Consider the following 16,650-nt stretch of genomic DNA (forward strand, 5'->3'; position numbering starts at 1 on the left):
AATTTCATCTGTATTTTGACAGTATGTCATCGGCTATTTCCGGTAAAAAACTCGTCGTTGCGTTCCTCCTCGCCGACATCGTTGGACTCACTGCCGGCTATCTCCTGCACTCACCGCTGGGCACCGACCCGATAATGGGGGCCGTTTACGGACTCATCGCGGCGAACGTTCCGGTTTCGCTCTGGATGGTACTGCAGAACAGCCGATAAATCGACTGTTCGAGGGATTCGAATCGGAGCGATTCGAACCGTTTTGGTTCTGCTGGAAAAAGACATCAAGCGACGAACCTGCCAGACAAATTTTGACTGTGCACGATGAAACCGGCGTATGGTCGAAACTTATGTGGTCGCGCTCACGTTTCTCGGACTCCTCATTCTCGCGGCCACCGTACTGCCGGAGTTACTCGGCGAGTACGCCGTTTCCGTTCCTATCGCCTATCTAACCATCGGAGCGGTCGCGTTTTCGCTCCCGGTCGGACTGCCAAATCCCGACCCGTTGGTTCACAGCGACCTCGCGGAGCGTCTCGCCGAGTTCGTGGTCATCGTCTCGCTGATGAGCGCCGGACTGAAAATTGATCGCCCGTTTTCGCTCGGCAAGTGGAGTTCGACGTGGCGCTTGCTCGTGATAACGATGCCGCTGACGATTGCTGGTGCGGCGATAGCAGGGTGGTGGGCACTCGGATTCGTTCCCGCCACAGCGATGTTGCTCGGTGCGGTCATCGCTCCGACTGACCCGGTTCTCGCGTCGGACGTGCAGGTTGGGCCACCCGGAGAGGGCGAAAATGCGATGAGCGACCAACCGGTCGAGCAAAAACACGAACACGAAGTCCGATTCACCCTCACGTCTGAGGCCGGACTGAACGACGGACTCGCATTTCCGTTCACGTATGTAGCTATCGCCATCGCAACCGCCGGACTCGCGCCGTCCGGGTGGTTCGTAGACTGGTTGGTCGTGGACGTAGCTTACAAAATCGTTGTCGGAACGGTTGCGGGATTGATTCTCGGGCGGCTGCTGGCCGGACTGCTGTTTCGGTTTTCACCGTCCACGAAACTCGCCAGCACGGTAGAAGGCACGGAAGCGTTGGCCGGAACGCTCCTCGTGTACGGTATCACGGAACTGATTCAAGGGTACGGATTTATCGCGGTGTTCGCCGCCGCGCTGGTCATCCGACACCGGGAGCGAACTCACGAGTACAATCAGGCGCTTCACGACTTCGCGGAAGTAATCGAGCGACTGACGATGGCAGTCCTGTTGGCCCTGTTCGGCGGGGCGGTTGCGACCGGTCTTCTCGAAAATCTCTCCTTTCCCGCTATCGCCCTCGGACTCGGGTTCGTCTTCGTCCTACGACCCGTCGCCGGACTGCTCGGAACGGCGGGTTCGAACATGGAGTTCGCAGACCGGAGCGTCATTTCCTTTTTCGGCATCCGCGGCGTCGGGTCGTTTTTCTATCTCGCCTACGCTATCAACGAGGCGACCTTTCCCGGCGCTCGACTGGCGTGGTCGCTCGTCGGATTCGTGGTACTCGTTTCGGTTATCGTCCACGGCACGCTCGCAACGCCGGTGATGGAGGAGCTATCTCGCCGAGGACGGGCCTGAAGGTTTCACCGTTTTACTGGCACGGTCGTACTGGCGCGAATCCACGCCCGTTGGTTATCGGGGTCGTAGAACATCGCGACGATTCCGTACTCGTCTTCGTATTCGCTATACTCGATGGTGTTCGGTTCGATGGTGTTTGGTTGTCGGTCGCTCATTCTCGGGTGTCTGTTGGTCGGGTACGATTCCACAGATCTCGACAGTGAGGACTACAAAACGGATACAGGTGGAACGAACCTGTGGCGTCCGTCTCGGCGAGCACCGGATGCCACGATTCGATTTCGATGGTGTCACCGCAGTTCGTACAGACGGATTCGTCGCCGGGGATTTCCGGGCCGTTTCCCGCTATACGCTGGTCGTTCATCGTCACTTGTCAGTGAGTTCGACCGTTCCGTCACTATGGACGTGGACGTTGTATCCGTCGAGCGAGAACTCGACGCGTCCGTCTCTCGTCCCGTGATGAAAGAGTCCATCGAGCGCGTCCGGGTCGATAACGTCGTATAGACAGGTTTCGAACTCGGTCGCGTCGTTGTAGCCTGCTCTCTCCATCACGGCGGAGAGAACGGCCAAACTCGGTCGTTCACCGCCTCGGTCGTCAGGCCGTTGTCGAACGTCTGTTCTCATGGTTACCACGATGGACGCTTCGGCAAAGACCCTTCCAGCTAGATTGAACGCCGTCGAAAAATCGGCGGTCTATCTATCTAGACGCCGCTTTCGAGCAGCCGAGAGAGCAACTTGCGCTCTGCCGCACGCAGGTGGTGTTGAAACGTCGGCTGTGAAATTCCGAGCGACCGTCCGACCTCCTCTCCCGTGCTTTTTCGCGGCGAGTCGAAAAAGCCGCTGTAGTAGGCCGTTTCCAGCGTTTCCCGCTGTCGGTCGGTTAGCGTTTCGGTGAGCGCAACGTCGAAATCACCGGTAGTCAACCCGCCTTCGCACTGACGGCGACTTCGGAGTTCGATGTCGGGGAACCGTCGTTGAAGCACTTCGACGAAGGTTCGAATGTCGGCGTTCGCCGGAAGGCGGACGACGACCTGCGCGGGGAGGTCATCCACGACGAACGTTTCCGGAACCGCGCCGTGGTCGAGTAGCGTTCCGATGAAACTCGAATCCGTGAGCGCCGCGGAAAACAGTGCAGCACTGTTCCGGTCGCTAACGTGTTGTATATCGGTGATTTCGAGCGAGTGGGCGGCAACCGCTTTCACGTCTTCGACTGTGGCATCACGAACCGTAAAGAAGGTTTTCAACGTTCCGTCGGGTTCGGAGACGACACCCATGAACTCGACATGGCCGCCGGTTTCGCGTTCGATGGCGACGAACACGATGGAAGAATCGACCACGTCGAACCTGAGTTCGACTACTTCGCCCCCCACGAGCGCCTTCTTGCTCTCGACGGCGTTGATTGCGTAGGCGACCGTCTGACTCACGTCGTCGAGAACCGCCCGTTCGAGTTCGTCGAACGTTCCTTGTCGGTCGGAGTAGACGGTGAGGACGCCGTACACGGCGTCCTCGTAGCGAAGCGGGAGCGCACAGGCAGAGCGATAGCCGCGCTTGAGCGCCTCACGTCGCCACGGTTCCGACGGCGGGTCGCGGAGAACGTCTTGGACGACCTGTGCTCGCCCAGTCCGTACCGCGATTCCTGTCGGGTCGGTAGCGGCCACGTCGTCCGGCGAAACAGTGACCGCGTCCAGGAAACCGCGACCGATACCCGCGGATTTGCGGGGAACCACCGTTTTCGTTCCGGGGTCGTTTTCGCCGACCCACGCAAACCGATACGGGCCGCCGCTGGCCAGTCGGGTACAGACCGCTTGTTCGATTTCGTCCCGACTTCGCGCCTCCACAAGCGCTCGGTCGATACGTCGAATCCCTTCGTTCAACTCGTTCAGTCGTTCGAGTGCGGCGTTCTGGCGGCGGAGCGTCGCTTCGTGTTCCCGGAGCGTTCGCTCTCGGTCTGCCCTGCCGAGCGCGGATTCGACCGCCGCGGAACAGAGTTCCGCGACGTCGAAGGCGGATTCGTCTTCGGTTTTCGTGACGAAAACCCCGTGATTTCCGAGCGGGAGGACGGCGACGCCGTCCTCGGACTTCGGTTCGTTTTCGATGAACGACAGCCACGCGAGGCCGTCGTGGCTTTCGATGTCGAGGAGGTCAGCTATCGCTCCATCTCGTAGTTCACCCGCACGAATCCGAAGCGTTTGTTCGTTTTCGTCGTACAGCGCGATGGACGTCTCGGGGAGGTCAAGAACGTCTTTTGCTCCATCAACAGCGATTTCGCACACTTCTTCCGTCGTTTCCGTCTCCAGTAGGACGCGGGTGAGGTCGGACAGCGCGGCGAGAACCTGCTCGTGTTGTTCTCGTTTCGTTACGTCTATCGCCACACCGACGACGCGCTCTATACTCTCGAATTCGTCCATGACTGGTTGATAGGCAGTTTCGAAGACCAACCCTTCGTACTCCCGTGTCGAGTGGACGCGCTCGCCGGAGAGAGCGCGTGTAAAGTCGCTTCCGATGTCGGATAGTTCGTCGTGGCGGTCGAACATAGATTCGCCGACTATTTCGCCGTCAGAGATTCCGAGGGCGTCCAAGCCGCGACCTTCGGAAAGTATCACCGTTCCGTCCTTGTCGAAAACGAAGAGGACGAGTGGCGCGTTCTGGATGATGGTCTGGTAGCGTTCGACTTGGAACTCGCGTTCCTTGCGGTTCGTGATGTTCAAGTGTGCAACCACGACGTAGGGTTTGTCGCCGGTTTTCGTCCTTGCCGCGGACAGCAAAAACCAGCGTTGTTCCGTCGGCGAATGGCACGGATATTCGAGCGAAAACTCCGTTCGTTCCCCAGCGATAATCCCACGAATCCCCTTCGCGGTTTCGTCGGCCGTCGGTTCGTCGGCGGCGTCGCACACGTCGAGGTAGCTACTGCCGAGCGTCGTCATCGAAAGACCGTTTTCCTGACCGAACACCTCCCACGTTCGGTTCGTCGCCACTATGACGCCGTGTTCGTCGAGAACGGCGACGTTCACCGGAAGCGTATCGAGTGCAAGACGGTCGATGTCGGTGTGACTCGCGGTGTCTTCCCCCTTCCCCATAGTCGTCGGAGAGCGGTTAGTCGCCAATGGATAAAACGATAGTGCCGAGGTACGCAGGTGCCCGCTGTCGCAGACACCACTTGGTGCGACTACCCGTGGTACGCCGTCACCAGTTCGTCAAGCGATTCGTGATGTTCCGTGGTGTGCGGCGCAGTCAGCGGCGAGACGCTCACTCGACCTTCGAACACGGCTCTGCGGTCGGTTCCGTCCGGGTCGGGAAGCGTCTCGTCGTCCATCTGTTCCCACGTCAAATCGTGAAGCGTGACGACGCCGCCGTCGTTCGTCGCGTTCATGTCGTAAACGTGAGAGGGTCGCGTCACTTCCATCGCCGCGGGTTCGTCGCCCGGCATGGGCGCGTTGACGTTCAGGTACTCGGCCTGCTCGAACACGCCCGCGTCGAGCGAGTGTTCGGTGAGATACGTCGCGGCCCGTGCCGCTTCCTCGTACTCCTCCTTCGTCGTGTCGTGTGGCCACATGTGGTTCGGCACGTGGAGCGAAACTGCGATAGCGGGAACGTCGAAGAAGGCGGCTTCGACGGCGGCGCTGACGGTTCCCGAGCGCCCGAGAACGTAGGCCCCGAGGTTCGCACCGTTGTTACACCCCGAGACGACGATGTCCGGGTACGGGCCGAGTTCGGTCAGTCCCGCGACGACGCAGTCGGTTGGGGTTCCAGTGATGGCGTAGCCGATGTCGTGTTCTTCGACCTCCACCTCGTAGGACATCGCTCTGCCGACTGCGCTCTGGTCGGTTGCGGGTGCGACGGTCGTCACGTTGCCGACTTCTTGGAGCGCCTCGTACAGCGCGTGGATGCCGGGACTGTCGATACCGTCGTCGTTCGTCAGAAGAATTTCCGGAGAGTCGCCCATGAGAAGGGGGTCGAAACGGGAACGCAAAAGTGCTCCGTTCGGCCGACAGTTACGACAACAGGAGTGGAATCCCGGCAAGGAGGCAAACGTACGCTACGGCGAACACAATCCAGTCCAGCACCGCGCGAGGGGTCGTCGGCCCGCCCGGAACCGACGATGTCCGCGAGACGAAGAAGGCACTTGCAACGATGCCGAGGGCGCAGCACGAAAGATATCCGATTGTCCAAAAGCGATCGATACCGACCGTGATGAAAATATCTCGGCTGATGGGTATCATCACTAACGACCCGACACCGATGAGGAACAGGAGTACAGAGTACGGGACCAGAACCGCGACTCCGTGACGTCCGCCGAATACCGCCAGAGTCGGCCGGTCACCGCCAACCAGAACGTTCGCGGTGCGGGCGTGAGCAGTAGTACGGGAATCGTCAATACTGTCATGATGACGTTGAGAACGATTGCGACGAGGAAAAGCAGTCCCAGAAACGCGGCGACGAGTATCGTGAAGCCGATAGTGGCGAGGACAAGCAACACCAAGCCAAGGAGCGGCTCTGTGGACATCGTTTCCGCTTTCATTCCACTAGAATATCAGGTTAGTGGCAGAGTTTCATATCAGTGTTATAATCCGAGAATGATAATTAATGAACCACATGGATTTATGCTGTGTGATTTGCTCTGTCTAGGTGGCTATGGCGGAGGGAACGGTCACAGACGCGCGGACACTGGAACTCAACTACGAATACGCCCAGCGGAACGTAGACGTACTGTCCATCTGGTTCGAGTGTAAACCGCGAAAGACGGTTGAACTGCTCGCAGAGAACAACATCCCGCTATCACCGAACGACGAGGGGAAGTTCGGTTCCTACTACAACTACGTCAGAGAGGTCGTCGAAGCGAATTGAGTTACAGACGGTCAACGACCGTCTGTTCATCGACCACGAGATTGTACGCGCCTTCGTCCTCGTTCCACAGTACCAGCACCTCCTCGAAGGAAAGCAGATTTCCGTACTCTGCCTCTTGAAGCGCACGATTGAGCGCCGTCTCCTTCGTCAGCACTGCGAAGTGACTGACGTTCTCGCTCCCGTCACCGGTTTTGAACAGGTCGTTTCTTCCCTCCTCCGACAGCGAATGACTGAGTTTTACCGCGATGAGATTCACGCGCTCCGTAACGTGTCGCTCCATCTCGGTCATCTTCGCCGACCGAGATTTGTCGGCGGTAAATTCGAACCGACGGATTCCGTCAGTTCGAAGGACGACGTGAGAATACTGCACGTCCACGTTGACGAACTCGCCGTCGCCTCGGGCGTCCTCGCCGCCATTTTCGGTTTCGTCCCTCCCCTCACTCTCGTCCAATCGACGCTGGAACGCCGGAATGTCTAACTCCGATTTCACGTCGAACGACCACCCTCGGTCGCTCGGTTCCTCGCCCGGCCAGAGGCGGAGCGTCGGCGAGTACACCGTGGTTCGGTCGGAAACGTTTCGTTCGACCTCTCGAAGACCGATGCTGGCGTTTTTGTCCGCCGGGGCGATGGCGACCATCGAACCATCGTCGGCGAGATAGTCAAGATATTTTTCCGTGACAGCCTCGGGGTCGTCCACCTCGCTCAACACGTTGGCGAACAGAACGATGTCGTACTCGCCTTCCGGTTCGAACGCCTCCGCGGTTTCCCGGTGCGTCGTCGCGTGGAAGTTCTCCCGCGTTTCCTCCATCATCGCGGCAAACACGTCCACGGCGTCGCTCGGTTCGACGGCGTGATATTCGACCAAGCTATCGTCGGGATAGAAATCGTGGAAACCCAGTGCCGGGCCGCCGACACCAGCACCCACATCTAACACCCGAATTTTTCGGGAAAGTAGACCGCGCTCCGCGAGTTCCGAGAGGACGTACTGAACCACGGCGTAGTAGTCCGGCAGGTGGTAGATGGCGTAGGCGAGCGCGACTCGATAGTCGTACTCCACGGGATTCTGGGCGAAGTAATCCTCCTTGAGTCGGCGAATCGTCTCGCGCAGTTTCACTCCCGATTCGCCGTCCGGCCATCCGACGCCAAACTCCCCGACGAGCAGGTCTTCGAGTTTTCTTCCGTATGTTTCGGGGAACGATTCGACGCCGCGGAAGGTCGGTGAAATCGGCTCTTCGGAGGCCGGTTCGAAGGTTCCATCGTCGCGTTCCACGAGTCCGAGGTCGAGCGACTGTTCGCGGAGCACCTGCCGGACAACCGCCGGATGCGGTTGTCCTTCGATGTACTCCGAAATTTCCTCCGGGTCGATTGGGCGCACGTCGCGGAGGTAGAGCGCGTTCGAGCGCACCTGCTCGCGCTGTTCGGGTTTCATAGTTCGTCCTCCGATTCGTCTTCCGCTCGATTTGTCTTCATTTTCGCCGTTCGATACAGTCTCTCGAACTCCGTCGGGTCTGCATCCGCGAGGTCGTGGGCCGCGATTGCGACATCCTCCGCGCCGTCGAAGGCCGCCTGAATGTCGGCGTAGACGCGCGAATCGCCGCTCGTCACTTGCTCCGTGAGGTCGGCGAGGCTGTCGTAGACGGGTGTTCGAAGTCCCTCCGGAACCGAGTTCGCCGAGAGCGCGAAGGCAAGAACCGCGGTGTGCGCTCCCGCCTGCACCGTGGTCATCGCCTCGTCGTGTTCCTCCGGCGTCGTCTCGACCAGCGTGTTGCCGCGCGATTTGAGGGCAGAGAGAATTTCGTCGGTCACGGGGCCGGGTTCGGCCGCCACGACCGCCACGTTTCCGGGTGCGTTTTCGGGACCGAACAGAGGATGAAGGCTGACTCGTTCTTTGTCTGGCGCGTGTTTGGCCATCGAGGAAATCGGTTCCGCCATCACGCCGGTCAGGTCGAGGAGTGCCGTCTCGGCTTTCTCGGCGTGGTCTTCGATTGCGTCATCGACTGCGGGCAGGGGAACCGTCAGACAGACCGCCTCGAAGGTTTCTGACGTGTCCAGTTCGACCGCCTTTCCGCCGACTTGTTCTGCGGCGCGTTCCGCGACCGCCGGGTCTGCGTCGGTGAACGCGAGGTCGCAGTCCAGCGACTTGCCGAACCAGCGACCCATCGCGCCCGCACCGACGACGAGTACGTTCATTGCTGTCGGTTTGGCGTGGTTCGCCCAAAAGAGGTTCGTTTGGTCGGGTTGGATGTGGTCGGATTCGGTTGGGTTGGATTCGGCTACTCTTCGTACTCCATCTCGGGCAGTTCCACGACGCCGAGTTGGACGAACATCCCCAGTTCGTCGGCGTTGTCGTAGCGTTCCTGTATCTTCCCGTCTTCGATACGGTCGATGAGGATGCCGGTCATTTCGATTTCCTCGTCCGTCGGTTCGATGCCCATCATCTCGCCGCTGTGGGTCCCCCGCGTCGTGTATCGAACGACGACCTTGTCGTCCGTCGAAATCACGTCCTCGACGTTCATTTCGAGGTCGGTGAAAACCTTCCGAACTTCTTCGGCCATCTCCCGGTATTCGTCCCGCCCATCCATGTCCATCATTGGCGTGTGGTAGACGACGTCCTCCGCGACGACATCGTCGATGACGCCGAGGTCACCGCCGCTCCATATCTCTTCGATTTCCCGAATTACGACCGCTTCGTTGTCCGCAGTTCTGATGCTCATGGTGCTCTCTCCCCGCGGACGAATTACGCAGAGCAGCCGAATAAACGAGAACCATCGTTCAGGCGGAAACGGGCGCGAGACGGTGGGAAACGGGGAATGGGCCGGTATCGGGTAGCGGTTTCGATGCAACGTTTGTAATCGGTCAGAAAATAGCGCATGTTAAAACAGCGACGCCACCGACCGTTGCCGTCGGGATTGACTGGCTTTCCTTCCGGACGGATTGAGTGTCAGTCCGTCAGTCGTGTTTTCCCGGGTGGTCGTCTGCCAGATACCGACGCCCAACCAAATTCTCCCGAAGCGTTTCTCCTTCGTACTCCTCGCGCACCAACCCGCGTTTTTCGAGTTCGGGCACGACCAAATCCACGAAATCCCAAAGCGTGCCGGGGCGAACGAGTTCCTTCAAATTGAATCCCGTAACCCCGGTTTCGTCGCGCCATGCCTCCAGTTCGTCCGCGACCTGTTCGGGCGACCCGACGACGACGGGCGAGGTGGAACCGAGGCCGCAAAACTCCGCTACGTCGCGCACCGTCCAGTCGCGCTCCGGGGCGTGCTTGGTCAGCGCGTTGACCGCGCCCTGAATCGCCTCGGTTTCGATGTGTTCGACCGGTTGGTCGGGCGCGAGTTCCGAGAAGTCCAAATCCATGAACCCGCCGAGCAGGGTCAGGGTCGCCTCGGTATCGACGTTTTCGCGGTACGTCTCGTATTTTGCTTGGGCGATTTCTTCCGTCTCGCCGACGATTGGCGCGATTCCGGCGAAGAAAGCGAGTTCGTCGCCGTTTCGTCCCACCTCGGTCGCGCGCTCTCTTACGTCCTCGACGTAGCTTTTCACGGCTTCCGTCGTCGGTTGGCTGACGAACAACGCTTCCGCGTTGTTCGCCGCGAAGTTCCGCCCGCGCTCGGACGACCCGGCTTGATAGAGAACCGGGGTGCGCTGTGGCGACGGTTCACAGGAGTGCGGCCCGGGAACCGAGAAATGCTCGCCCTCGTAGTCGATTGCGTGGACTTTCTCGGGGTCGGTGTATTTTCCTGCGCCCACATCTCGAATCACCGCGTCGTCCTCCCAACTGTCCTCCCACAGTCGGTAGCAGACCCGCATGAACTCCTCGGCGCGGTCGTATCGCGTGTCGTGTTCCATTCGCTCGTCCAACCCGAGATTCTCTGCCGCGCTTTCGAGGTACGACGTGACGATGTTGAACGCGACTCGGCCGTCCGTGATGTGGTCTAACGTCGAAAACTCGCGGGCGAGTTGGTAGGGATGGACGTAGGTCGTAGAGCGCGTCACCGCAAAGCCGAGGTCGTCGGTCACGCTGGCCATCGCCGGAATCAGCAGCTCCGGGTCGTTCGCGGGCGTCTGGATGGCCTTCTCGATTGCGGTGTCCCGATTTCCGCCGTGTACGTCGTAGATTCCCCGCACGTCGGCGAAGAAGACGGCGTCGAACTTCCCGCGCTCTGCGAGTCGGGCGACCTCCTGCCAGTAGTCCATGTCGGTGTAGCGGTGGGATTGGTCGCCCGGCGTGCGCCAGTTGCCCGCCGTGACGTGTTCCACCGCGTTCATCGTGAACAGGTTGAAGTGAATGTTCTCGTCGCTCATTTGTTGGTTTCTGATTGGTTTGATGGTGCAAAGCAGAGGGGAACGCGGCCACGTTCTCCGTCATCTAGGTTGGGTCGTAATGCGTCGTGGCGGGGTTTGCTGGGGTCGTTTTGTGTATCTCTGGTTTTGCGAGGGGCTGAGTTGTTTGTGTCTGCTTTTCTGGTTCAGTTGTTGTCGCTGAGTCGATAGCTGTTGCCGACTCCACTGAAACCGCCACTGCTTCCGCACCGCCACTGCCTCCGCACCACCAGTGTCCCCACTCCTCCCCGCCAGCGCGGAGGTGCATTCGCGCCTCACTCCGTTCGTCGCTCACGCGAACGCACTGGCGCAACCATTCGGCTGACCAATCAAGCGATATGGCGCGCGCTGGCGGCCCTTCGAGAACGTAACGTTCGAGAAGGGTCGCCGAAGACGCGCGAGGGATGACTGAGGAGCACCGCGACGAAGGAATCGGTTGGGGAGGTCTGTGGACCGTTGCGGTGGCGGTTTTCAGTGGAGTCGTGATTTGCGGAAGAGACCGACGGAGACACACCAACAGAGTAGATTCCGAATCCAATCTCTCGTAAGTCGTAGTTTGCGGAAAAAGCACCAAAAAACCACTGAACTCAAAGTCGTGCTAACAAGAACAATAATAGTCGGAAGTCCCGAACTCGGTTTTCAGCAACCGATAGGCCGGGCCGACATCACTCGGACGATACACGCCAGTCGTCAACTCATCGACTCCCTCAAACTCACCGGAGAACAGGGTACGCCACTCACGTTCACCGAGCACGTCCGAGAAAGCGGCATCGTTTGCGAGCAGTTTCAGGTAATCTGCCAGATACACCCACGTCGCGTCGTGGGTGTCGCCAGCCTCAAATTCCTCGCCGACTGCCTCGGCGTAGGCGGCCCCCGGCAGGTCGGCCCCGGCCTGCACGGGCAGGCTAATCCACTTCCACGGGCGGGTGTTGATGTCCAACAGGACGTACTCCTCGCGCGATTGGTCGTAGACGAACTCGGATTCGCTGATTCCGTAGTAACCGGTTTCAGAAAGAATCGACAAGGCACGCTCTTCGATTTCCGGTTGGTCGGCCTGCCGAACCAGACAGGAAGTCCCGAACTCCTGCGGGTAGCGAACCCGGGCGTTGCCGATGAAGGTAACCGGGTCGCCCTCTTGGGAAACGTAGGACGCGAGCGAGCAATCTCGCCCCGTTGCGATGTCCACCTTCTCTTGGGCCATGACGTTGATTCCGGCATCTTCGGCCATCGCCACCACGTCCAAAAACTCCTCCTCGTCGGCGACTTCGATGACGTTCGTGCCGACGGCTTCCTCGAACTCGCGTTTGAGCGCAGGTTTGACGACGAACGGAAAGTCGAGGTTTTCGAGTGCTTTTTCGGGGGCCGTATCGGCCATTCGGTACGTTTCCGGGTAGGGAACACCGAGTTCCTCGGCCTTCTGATACAGCGATTCTTTGTTCAGCACGGCGTCGATGGTTTCCCGACCGGCGAAGGGAAGGCGGACGCCTTCGGGTTCGGTTCCGGCGAAGGCGTGCACCCATTCGTCCATACAGGGGAACGCAACTGGTTCGTGTTCTAGTTCGTCCGCGAGGGCTTCCACGTCCTCTCGGAAGCCGTCGCGGTCGTCCAGTGGGTAGGTTACCTGCCCCGCGAAATCCACGGCGTCGGAGTACGGCGCGACGCCCTTCCCGTTTCTGTCGATGGCGATAACCGGTACGTCGTGCGCTGACAGTGCGCGGGCAACGCTCAATCCGGTTACGTGTCCGTTGCAAACGATTGCTGGCGGCCTGTCGAACGTCGTCTCCGCCACTGCCTGACGAAGCCCGTCAAACGAGCGAAATTCCTCGGCCATGGCGTGAGGTTTTCGGAGCACGCGCTAAAGCGTGTTCGACTGGGCGATGTTCTCCGGTATCTCGGAGGGGTGTCGAACGAAAATCGTGTCGAGAGCTATCACCACGAAGGATGGATTGAAGACCGACCGAACTCATGTGCTACTGTGTCACGCACCAGCATTGTTTCGGCGTTCCTCGTGCTTTCCGCCCTCTGGGGGAGTTCGTTCGCCGCGATTCGTCTCGGCCTTCCGTCGATGCCTCCCGTCCTGTTCGCGGCACTTCGGTTCTATCTCGCTGGCGCGGTGATGGTGGCGTACGCGATATATTCCCAGACACGCTGGCGGCCGCAGGGCGACGACTGGAAAACGGTCGCGGTCGGCGCGCTGTTTTTCATCGCGGCCCATCACGCCTTCCTCTTCGTCGGCGAGCAGTACGTCACCAGCGCGGTCGCCGGAGTCATCATCAGCCTCGATCCGGTGCTGGCGGCCGGATTTGCGGCCCTCCTGCTCCCCGACGAGCGACTGTCCGAACTCGGGGTTGTGGGCCTTCTCTTCGGCCTCCTCGGGGCAACAATCGTGGCGAATCCGTCCCCGGAAAATCTGGTTGGAAGCGACGTTCGCGGCGTCGTGTTGGTGTTCCTCGCCGCGGCGGCGTTCGCCCTCGGTGCGGTACTCACGCGCCGCTTTCGAACCGACCTTCCGGCAGTGTCGATGCAGGCGTGGATGATGCTCGTCGGAGCGGTCGTCCTCCACGCAGTCAGCCTCGCCCTCCCGAGCGAGCGATTGGCGGACATCGAGTGGACGGTGGACGCCATCCTCGCACTCGGCTACCTCGCCTTCGTCGCGGGTGGCATCGGATTCCTGCTCTACTTCGCTCTGCTCGACGAAATCGGCCCGGTCGAAATCAATCTGGTCGGCTACGTCGCGCCCCTGTTCGCGGGACTCTCGGGATGGGTGGTTCTCGGCGAACCGATAGAAGAAACGACCGTGGCGGGATTCGCGGTTATCGTCGTCGGGTTCGCCCTCCTCAAACGTCGGGCGCTTCTAGATGCGTTTTGATCGCCGATTCACCACTGATTGCCGCTAGTTCCACGGTGCCCTGTCGGGGTCGATGAGTCGCTCTTCCCGGTCGATACCGTCGATTTTCTCCACGTCTCCTTCGTCGAGTTCGACGCCCAGACTGCGCCAGTTCTCCTGGATGTGTTCCTGCCCGGTCGCCTTCGGAATGGCGGTGACGCCCTTTTCACGGCACCACGCGAGGCTGACCTGCGCCGGAGTGGCGTCGTACTTCTCTGCGACCGCTCGAAGTTCCGGAACGTCAGCCACGTCGCCGCGAGCGATAGGCGAGTAGGCGACGAGTTCCACGTCAACGTCTTCCTGCCCGCAGAACTCCCCGAGGTCGTCCTGCTGGAGCAGGGGATGCATCTCGACCTGATTGGCGAAAATCGGCTCTTCGGCGACTTCGGCCGCCTCTTCGAGGAGGTCTACCGTGAAGTTGCTCACGCCGATTTCCCGTATCAATCCTTCCTCACGGAGTTCCGCGAAGGCTTCGAGGGTGTCGTCCGCTTCGTACTCGTCAGTCGGCCAGTGGACGTAGAGCAAATCGACGTAGTCGAGTCCTAACCGTTCGAGACTCTCTTCCGCGCTCGTGAGCACGTGGTCGTAGTCAAGGTTGTCCGGGCTGACCTTCGTCGCCACGAACAGTTCCTCGCGGGAAACGTCCGATTCAGCGATGGCGTCGCCCACCGCGGATTCGTTGTCGTATCCCTCGGCGGTGTCGATGTGCCGGTAGCCTGTTTCGATGGCGGTTTTCACGCTCTCGACGCACTGGTCGTACTCTTCTAACTCGTAGGTTCCGAAGCCGAGCATCGGCATGCCGTGAGTTTCGGGTACCGAGAAGGCGGTTACTTCCGGACTCGATTCTTTCGGTTCGGCTCGGTTCTCTCGCTCGGATTTTCCGTCTTCTTCGGCTTGGTCACCCTGCTCGCTCTCGGTTTCCATCGCCCGCTTTACCGCGTCGGGCGTCTCGATTTCGGAGGGCTTCATTCCCATCTCGTCCAGTGCTGGTGCACCCTTCGAACGCTTCCCGAACAGGTAACCGACGGCGAATCCCACGCCGATTGGAAGCACACGCCGGAGGAAACTCGTCGTTCGCCCCGTCTGCTCCGCGTGCGACTCTTCGGTGTCCGATTTTTCTTCGACCATGAAAACGCAGTCGCGGGAGGGCTACTTTTCGGTTGTGGCAGATAGAGTTGGAACTCAGTCCAAGACAAACTCGATTGGATAGTCGGTCAAATTCTCATAGCCGTCCTCCGTGACGACGACTAAATCCTCGATTCGGACGCCGCCGACCGCTGGGTCGTACAAGCCCGGTTCGATGGTGATGACGTGGCCCGGTTTCAGTTCGCCACCTGCGGGGCTGACTTTCGGGAGTTCGTGAACGTCCAAGCCGATGCCGTGGCCCGTGCTGTGGATGAATCCGGTTTCCGTGTTCGAGTCGCTCCGGAGCGTTTCGTACCCCGCGTTTTCGTACACGTCGCAGACCGCGTCGTGAACCTCTGTTCCTGTCGCGCCCGGTTCGACGGCTTCGAGCGCCGCATCGAACGCCTCGTGCGTGAGGTTGTAGCGCGCGCGCATCTCCGCGGATGGGTCGCCCTTGACGAACGTCCGGGTCATGTCGGCGTGGTACTTGCTCGCCTTGTCGCGCGGGAAGATGTCGATGATAATCGCTTCGTCGGCTTTGAGCGGCCCGCTTCCGCGGTCATGGGGATCTGCGGCGTCCACCCCGCAGGCGACGATGGTTTCGTCCAGCGCGGCCCCGTGGCGCAGGAGAGTGACTTCGATTTCCTCTTTCACGCGCTCGCTGGTCAGCACCTCGCCGTCGTGGTAGAGGATGCCGTCTTCGACCGTCGCGGCGGAAAGTAGGTCTTCTGCGGCCTGCATGGACGCCTCGTTAGCCTTCTGTGCGACGCGGACGTGTTCGATTTCCTCGTCCGTCTTCGTCGCGCGAATCTCGGTGATGACGTCGGTTTCCTCGGGTGAGACGGAAACGCCCACGTCGCGCAGGCCGTCCGCGACACCGACCGGGAAACGTTCTGGAACGGCGACCGATTCCACGCCGTGGTCGGCGAGGAACTCTGCAAGCACGCGCATTTCGGCTTCTTTCCACCCGTATTCGGAGACTTTCTCGTGGAAGTCGTACTCCGCGGTTCGCGTGACCGTTTCCGCGTCACTTTCTTTCTTTGCGCGTCCGTATTCGAGGCTCGAAACGAGCAGGTGGACGCCGTCCGCGTAGAGCGTCGTGAAGGAGTCCGGTGCGTCGAATCCGGAGAGATACAACTGGTCTGAGTCGGAGGATGCCGCGTCGATGAGAAAGCCGTCTACGCCTAGCGAATCGAGCGCGGAATCCAACGCCGAGAGGTCTTTTTCCATATGTCCCGCGACAGAGGCGAACAGTAAAACGATGTCGGAGACTGTGTTAGAAGGTCGGATTTGTTTTACGCGATTGAGGGTAGTACGTATTTTTCACTATATAAGTACGGCTCCAACGAGAGTGCAATCACGGAGAAACTGACAGCAAATATCTGCGGTTTATTTCGAACGCGAGTTTGCAAGTCACGACTCCACTCAAACCGCCTCCGCACCGCACCTCACACGCCTCCCCAACCGACTCCCTCACTCGCTAGCGCTCGTTTCGGTCATCCCTCGCGCGAACTCGGACAAACCTTCGGCGGCGAACGCCTCAGGTTTGCTGACGCACGCGCCACTGTGTTTGCGTCAGTTCGAAAATTCCATCCCACCGCGATGGCGCGCGCTGGCCCGCGCCGGAGGGCAGTTCGCCCGGAGGCACGGGCTGACAGCGTGCGAGGGATGACTGGAGGAGCGTTAGCGACGGAGGGAATCGGTCGGGGAGGAATGTGGCCGTCGCGGTGCGGTGGCGGTTTCAGTGGAGTCGTGATTACCTAGTGGCAAACCTGAACTGACCTCAATTACGCAAAATAAATCTAGACACGATACTGTTCGATTGGAGTCGGCAGCAGATAGCGTCTCAATCGAGGAAAAACATCCTCAAAATGGAA

General features: G+C 59.9%; 19 protein-coding genes. 4 read left to right on the forward strand and 15 right to left on the reverse strand.

Features of this window, described 5'->3' with window-relative positions; genetic code table 11:
- Positions 1-23: 23 nt before the first annotated feature.
- Both HL45_RS07490 and HL45_RS07495 read left to right on the forward strand, forming a co-directional pair.
- On the forward strand, positions 24-209 hold the full coding sequence (locus tag HL45_RS07490; protein ID WP_049970501.1) for a hypothetical protein: 186 nt from the start codon (positions 24-26) through the stop codon (positions 207-209).
- Positions 210-327: 118 nt separating this feature from the next.
- On the forward strand, positions 328-1,596 hold the full coding sequence (locus tag HL45_RS07495; protein WP_049970502.1) for a cation:proton antiporter: 1,269 nt from the start codon (positions 328-330) through the stop codon (positions 1,594-1,596).
- A 5-nt stretch (positions 1,597-1,601) separates the two neighbouring features.
- Here the strand turns inward: HL45_RS07495 and HL45_RS21175 are convergent, their stop codons facing one another.
- The 7 genes from HL45_RS21175 to HL45_RS07525 form a co-directional block, all read right to left on the reverse strand.
- The gene (locus HL45_RS21175; protein WP_162833861.1) at positions 1,602-1,751 is read right to left on the reverse strand and encodes a DUF7331 family protein; all 150 of its coding nucleotides are present in this window, start codon (positions 1,749-1,751) and stop codon (positions 1,602-1,604) included.
- Positions 1,748-1,957 (reverse strand): DUF7576 family protein, encoded by a 210-nt coding sequence (locus HL45_RS07500; RefSeq protein ID WP_049970503.1) that lies wholly within the window; start codon positions 1,955-1,957, stop codon positions 1,748-1,750. Before HL45_RS07500 ends, HL45_RS21175 begins: the two co-directional genes overlap by 4 nt.
- A gap of 2 nt (positions 1,958-1,959) precedes the next feature.
- Positions 1,960-2,217: a HalOD1 output domain-containing protein gene (locus HL45_RS07505; RefSeq protein ID WP_049970504.1), complete on the reverse strand. Its 258-nt coding sequence runs from the start codon at positions 2,215-2,217 to the stop codon at positions 1,960-1,962.
- 77 nt (positions 2,218-2,294) lie between these two features.
- Complete coding sequence (locus HL45_RS07510; RefSeq protein WP_049970505.1) at positions 2,295-4,670, reverse strand: bacterio-opsin activator domain-containing protein; 2,376 nt, start codon at positions 4,668-4,670, stop codon at positions 2,295-2,297.
- 89 nt (positions 4,671-4,759) lie between these two features.
- Positions 4,760-5,536 (reverse strand): 5'/3'-nucleotidase SurE, encoded by a 777-nt coding sequence (gene surE, locus HL45_RS07515; protein WP_049970506.1) that lies wholly within the window; start codon positions 5,534-5,536, stop codon positions 4,760-4,762.
- Between the two features lie 49 nt (positions 5,537-5,585).
- Complete coding sequence (locus tag HL45_RS07520) at positions 5,586-5,813, reverse strand: hypothetical protein (protein WP_049970507.1); 228 nt, start codon at positions 5,811-5,813, stop codon at positions 5,586-5,588.
- Between the two features lie 2 nt (positions 5,814-5,815).
- The gene (locus HL45_RS07525; RefSeq protein ID WP_144240033.1) at positions 5,816-6,097 is read right to left on the reverse strand and encodes a hypothetical protein; all 282 of its coding nucleotides are present in this window, start codon (positions 6,095-6,097) and stop codon (positions 5,816-5,818) included.
- Positions 6,098-6,225: 128 nt separating this feature from the next.
- Here HL45_RS07525 and HL45_RS07530 point away from each other — a divergent pair, with 128 nt between their 5' ends.
- Positions 6,226-6,438 (forward strand): hypothetical protein, encoded by a 213-nt coding sequence (locus HL45_RS07530; RefSeq protein ID WP_049970509.1) that lies wholly within the window; start codon positions 6,226-6,228, stop codon positions 6,436-6,438.
- A gap of 1 nt (position 6,439) precedes the next feature.
- Here the strand turns inward: HL45_RS07530 and HL45_RS07535 are convergent, their stop codons facing one another.
- From HL45_RS07535 to HL45_RS07555, 6 genes are all read right to left on the reverse strand, one after another.
- Complete coding sequence (locus tag HL45_RS07535; RefSeq protein WP_049970510.1) at positions 6,440-7,867, reverse strand: small ribosomal subunit Rsm22 family protein; 1,428 nt, start codon at positions 7,865-7,867, stop codon at positions 6,440-6,442.
- Positions 7,864-8,628: a prephenate dehydrogenase/arogenate dehydrogenase family protein gene (locus tag HL45_RS07540; protein WP_049970511.1), complete on the reverse strand. Its 765-nt coding sequence runs from the start codon at positions 8,626-8,628 to the stop codon at positions 7,864-7,866. Before HL45_RS07540 ends, HL45_RS07535 begins: the two co-directional genes overlap by 4 nt.
- An 83-nt stretch (positions 8,629-8,711) precedes the next feature.
- Complete coding sequence (locus tag HL45_RS07545) at positions 8,712-9,152, reverse strand: ester cyclase (protein WP_049970512.1); 441 nt, start codon at positions 9,150-9,152, stop codon at positions 8,712-8,714.
- Positions 9,153-9,387: 235 nt separating this feature from the next.
- Entirely contained in the window at positions 9,388-10,743 is a 1,356-nt protein-coding gene (locus HL45_RS07550; RefSeq protein ID WP_049970513.1) for an LLM class flavin-dependent oxidoreductase, read from the reverse strand.
- A gap of 64 nt (positions 10,744-10,807) precedes the next feature.
- A complete protein-coding gene (locus HL45_RS20315; RefSeq protein WP_144240034.1) occupies positions 10,808-11,056 on the reverse strand; it encodes a hypothetical protein in 249 nt (82 codons plus the stop codon).
- A 303-nt stretch (positions 11,057-11,359) separates the two neighbouring features.
- Positions 11,360-12,592, reverse strand: coding sequence for a carboxylate--amine ligase (locus HL45_RS07555; RefSeq protein WP_049970514.1), 1,233 nt, complete (start codon positions 12,590-12,592; stop codon positions 11,360-11,362).
- 144 nt (positions 12,593-12,736) lie between these two features.
- Here HL45_RS07555 and HL45_RS07560 point away from each other — a divergent pair, with 144 nt between their 5' ends.
- On the forward strand, positions 12,737-13,630 hold the full coding sequence (locus HL45_RS07560) for a DMT family transporter (protein WP_049971947.1): 894 nt from the start codon (positions 12,737-12,739) through the stop codon (positions 13,628-13,630).
- 24 nt (positions 13,631-13,654) lie between these two features.
- On the opposite strand, the gene HL45_RS07565 is transcribed toward HL45_RS07560, so the two are convergent.
- Positions 13,655-14,446 carry an aldo/keto reductase gene (locus HL45_RS07565; protein WP_049971948.1) on the reverse strand — a complete coding sequence of 264 codons (792 nt, stop codon included), beginning with the start codon at positions 14,444-14,446 and terminating at the stop codon, positions 13,655-13,657.
- 384 nt (positions 14,447-14,830) lie between these two features.
- Positions 14,831-16,003, reverse strand: a complete 1,173-nt coding sequence (locus HL45_RS07570; protein WP_049970515.1) for a M24 family metallopeptidase — start codon at positions 16,001-16,003, stop codon at positions 14,831-14,833.
- Positions 16,004-16,650: the final 647 nt, after the last annotated feature.

The organism is Haladaptatus cibarius D43 (genome assembly GCF_000710615.1).
GTDB lineage: Archaea > Halobacteriota > Halobacteria > Halobacteriales > Haladaptataceae > Haladaptatus > Haladaptatus cibarius.

What these genes read in the sequence shown, in the direction of transcription:
- HL45_RS07540 (WP_049970511.1), bottom strand. Translation starts at nt 8,628, where the DNA reads ATGAACGTACTCGTCGTCGGTGCGGGCGCGATGGGTCGCTGGTTCGGC.
- HL45_RS07570 (WP_049970515.1), bottom strand. Translation starts at nt 16,003, where the DNA reads ATGGAAAAAGACCTCTCGGCGTTGGATTCCGCGCTCGATTCGCTAGGC.
- surE (WP_049970506.1), bottom strand. Translation starts at nt 5,536, where the DNA reads ATGGGCGACTCTCCGGAAATTCTTCTGACGAACGACGACGGTATCGAC.
- HL45_RS07555 (WP_049970514.1), bottom strand. Translation starts at nt 12,592, where the DNA reads ATGGCCGAGGAATTTCGCTCGTTTGACGGGCTTCGTCAGGCAGTGGCG.
- HL45_RS07545 (WP_049970512.1), bottom strand. Translation starts at nt 9,152, where the DNA reads ATGAGCATCAGAACTGCGGACAACGAAGCGGTCGTAATTCGGGAAATC.
- HL45_RS07510 (WP_049970505.1), bottom strand. Translation starts at nt 4,670, where the DNA reads ATGGGGAAGGGGGAAGACACCGCGAGTCACACCGACATCGACCGTCTT.
- HL45_RS07505 (WP_049970504.1), bottom strand. Translation starts at nt 2,217, where the DNA reads ATGAGAACAGACGTTCGACAACGGCCTGACGACCGAGGCGGTGAACGA.
- HL45_RS07530 (WP_049970509.1), top strand. Translation starts at nt 6,226, where the DNA reads ATGGCGGAGGGAACGGTCACAGACGCGCGGACACTGGAACTCAACTAC.
- HL45_RS07550 (WP_049970513.1), bottom strand. Translation starts at nt 10,743, where the DNA reads ATGAGCGACGAGAACATTCACTTCAACCTGTTCACGATGAACGCGGTG.
- HL45_RS07495 (WP_049970502.1), top strand. Translation starts at nt 328, where the DNA reads ATGGTCGAAACTTATGTGGTCGCGCTCACGTTTCTCGGACTCCTCATT.
- HL45_RS07520 (WP_049970507.1), bottom strand. Translation starts at nt 5,813, where the DNA reads ATGATACCCATCAGCCGAGATATTTTCATCACGGTCGGTATCGATCGC.
- HL45_RS07535 (WP_049970510.1), bottom strand. Translation starts at nt 7,867, where the DNA reads ATGAAACCCGAACAGCGCGAGCAGGTGCGCTCGAACGCGCTCTACCTC.
- HL45_RS07525 (WP_144240033.1), bottom strand. Translation starts at nt 6,097, where the DNA reads ATGTCCACAGAGCCGCTCCTTGGCTTGGTGTTGCTTGTCCTCGCCACT.
- HL45_RS21175 (WP_162833861.1), bottom strand. Translation starts at nt 1,751, where the DNA reads ATGAGCGACCGACAACCAAACACCATCGAACCGAACACCATCGAGTAT.
- HL45_RS07490 (WP_049970501.1), top strand. Translation starts at nt 24, where the DNA reads ATGTCATCGGCTATTTCCGGTAAAAAACTCGTCGTTGCGTTCCTCCTC.
- HL45_RS07500 (WP_049970503.1), bottom strand. Translation starts at nt 1,957, where the DNA reads ATGAACGACCAGCGTATAGCGGGAAACGGCCCGGAAATCCCCGGCGAC.
- HL45_RS07565 (WP_049971948.1), bottom strand. Translation starts at nt 14,446, where the DNA reads ATGCCGATGCTCGGCTTCGGAACCTACGAGTTAGAAGAGTACGACCAG.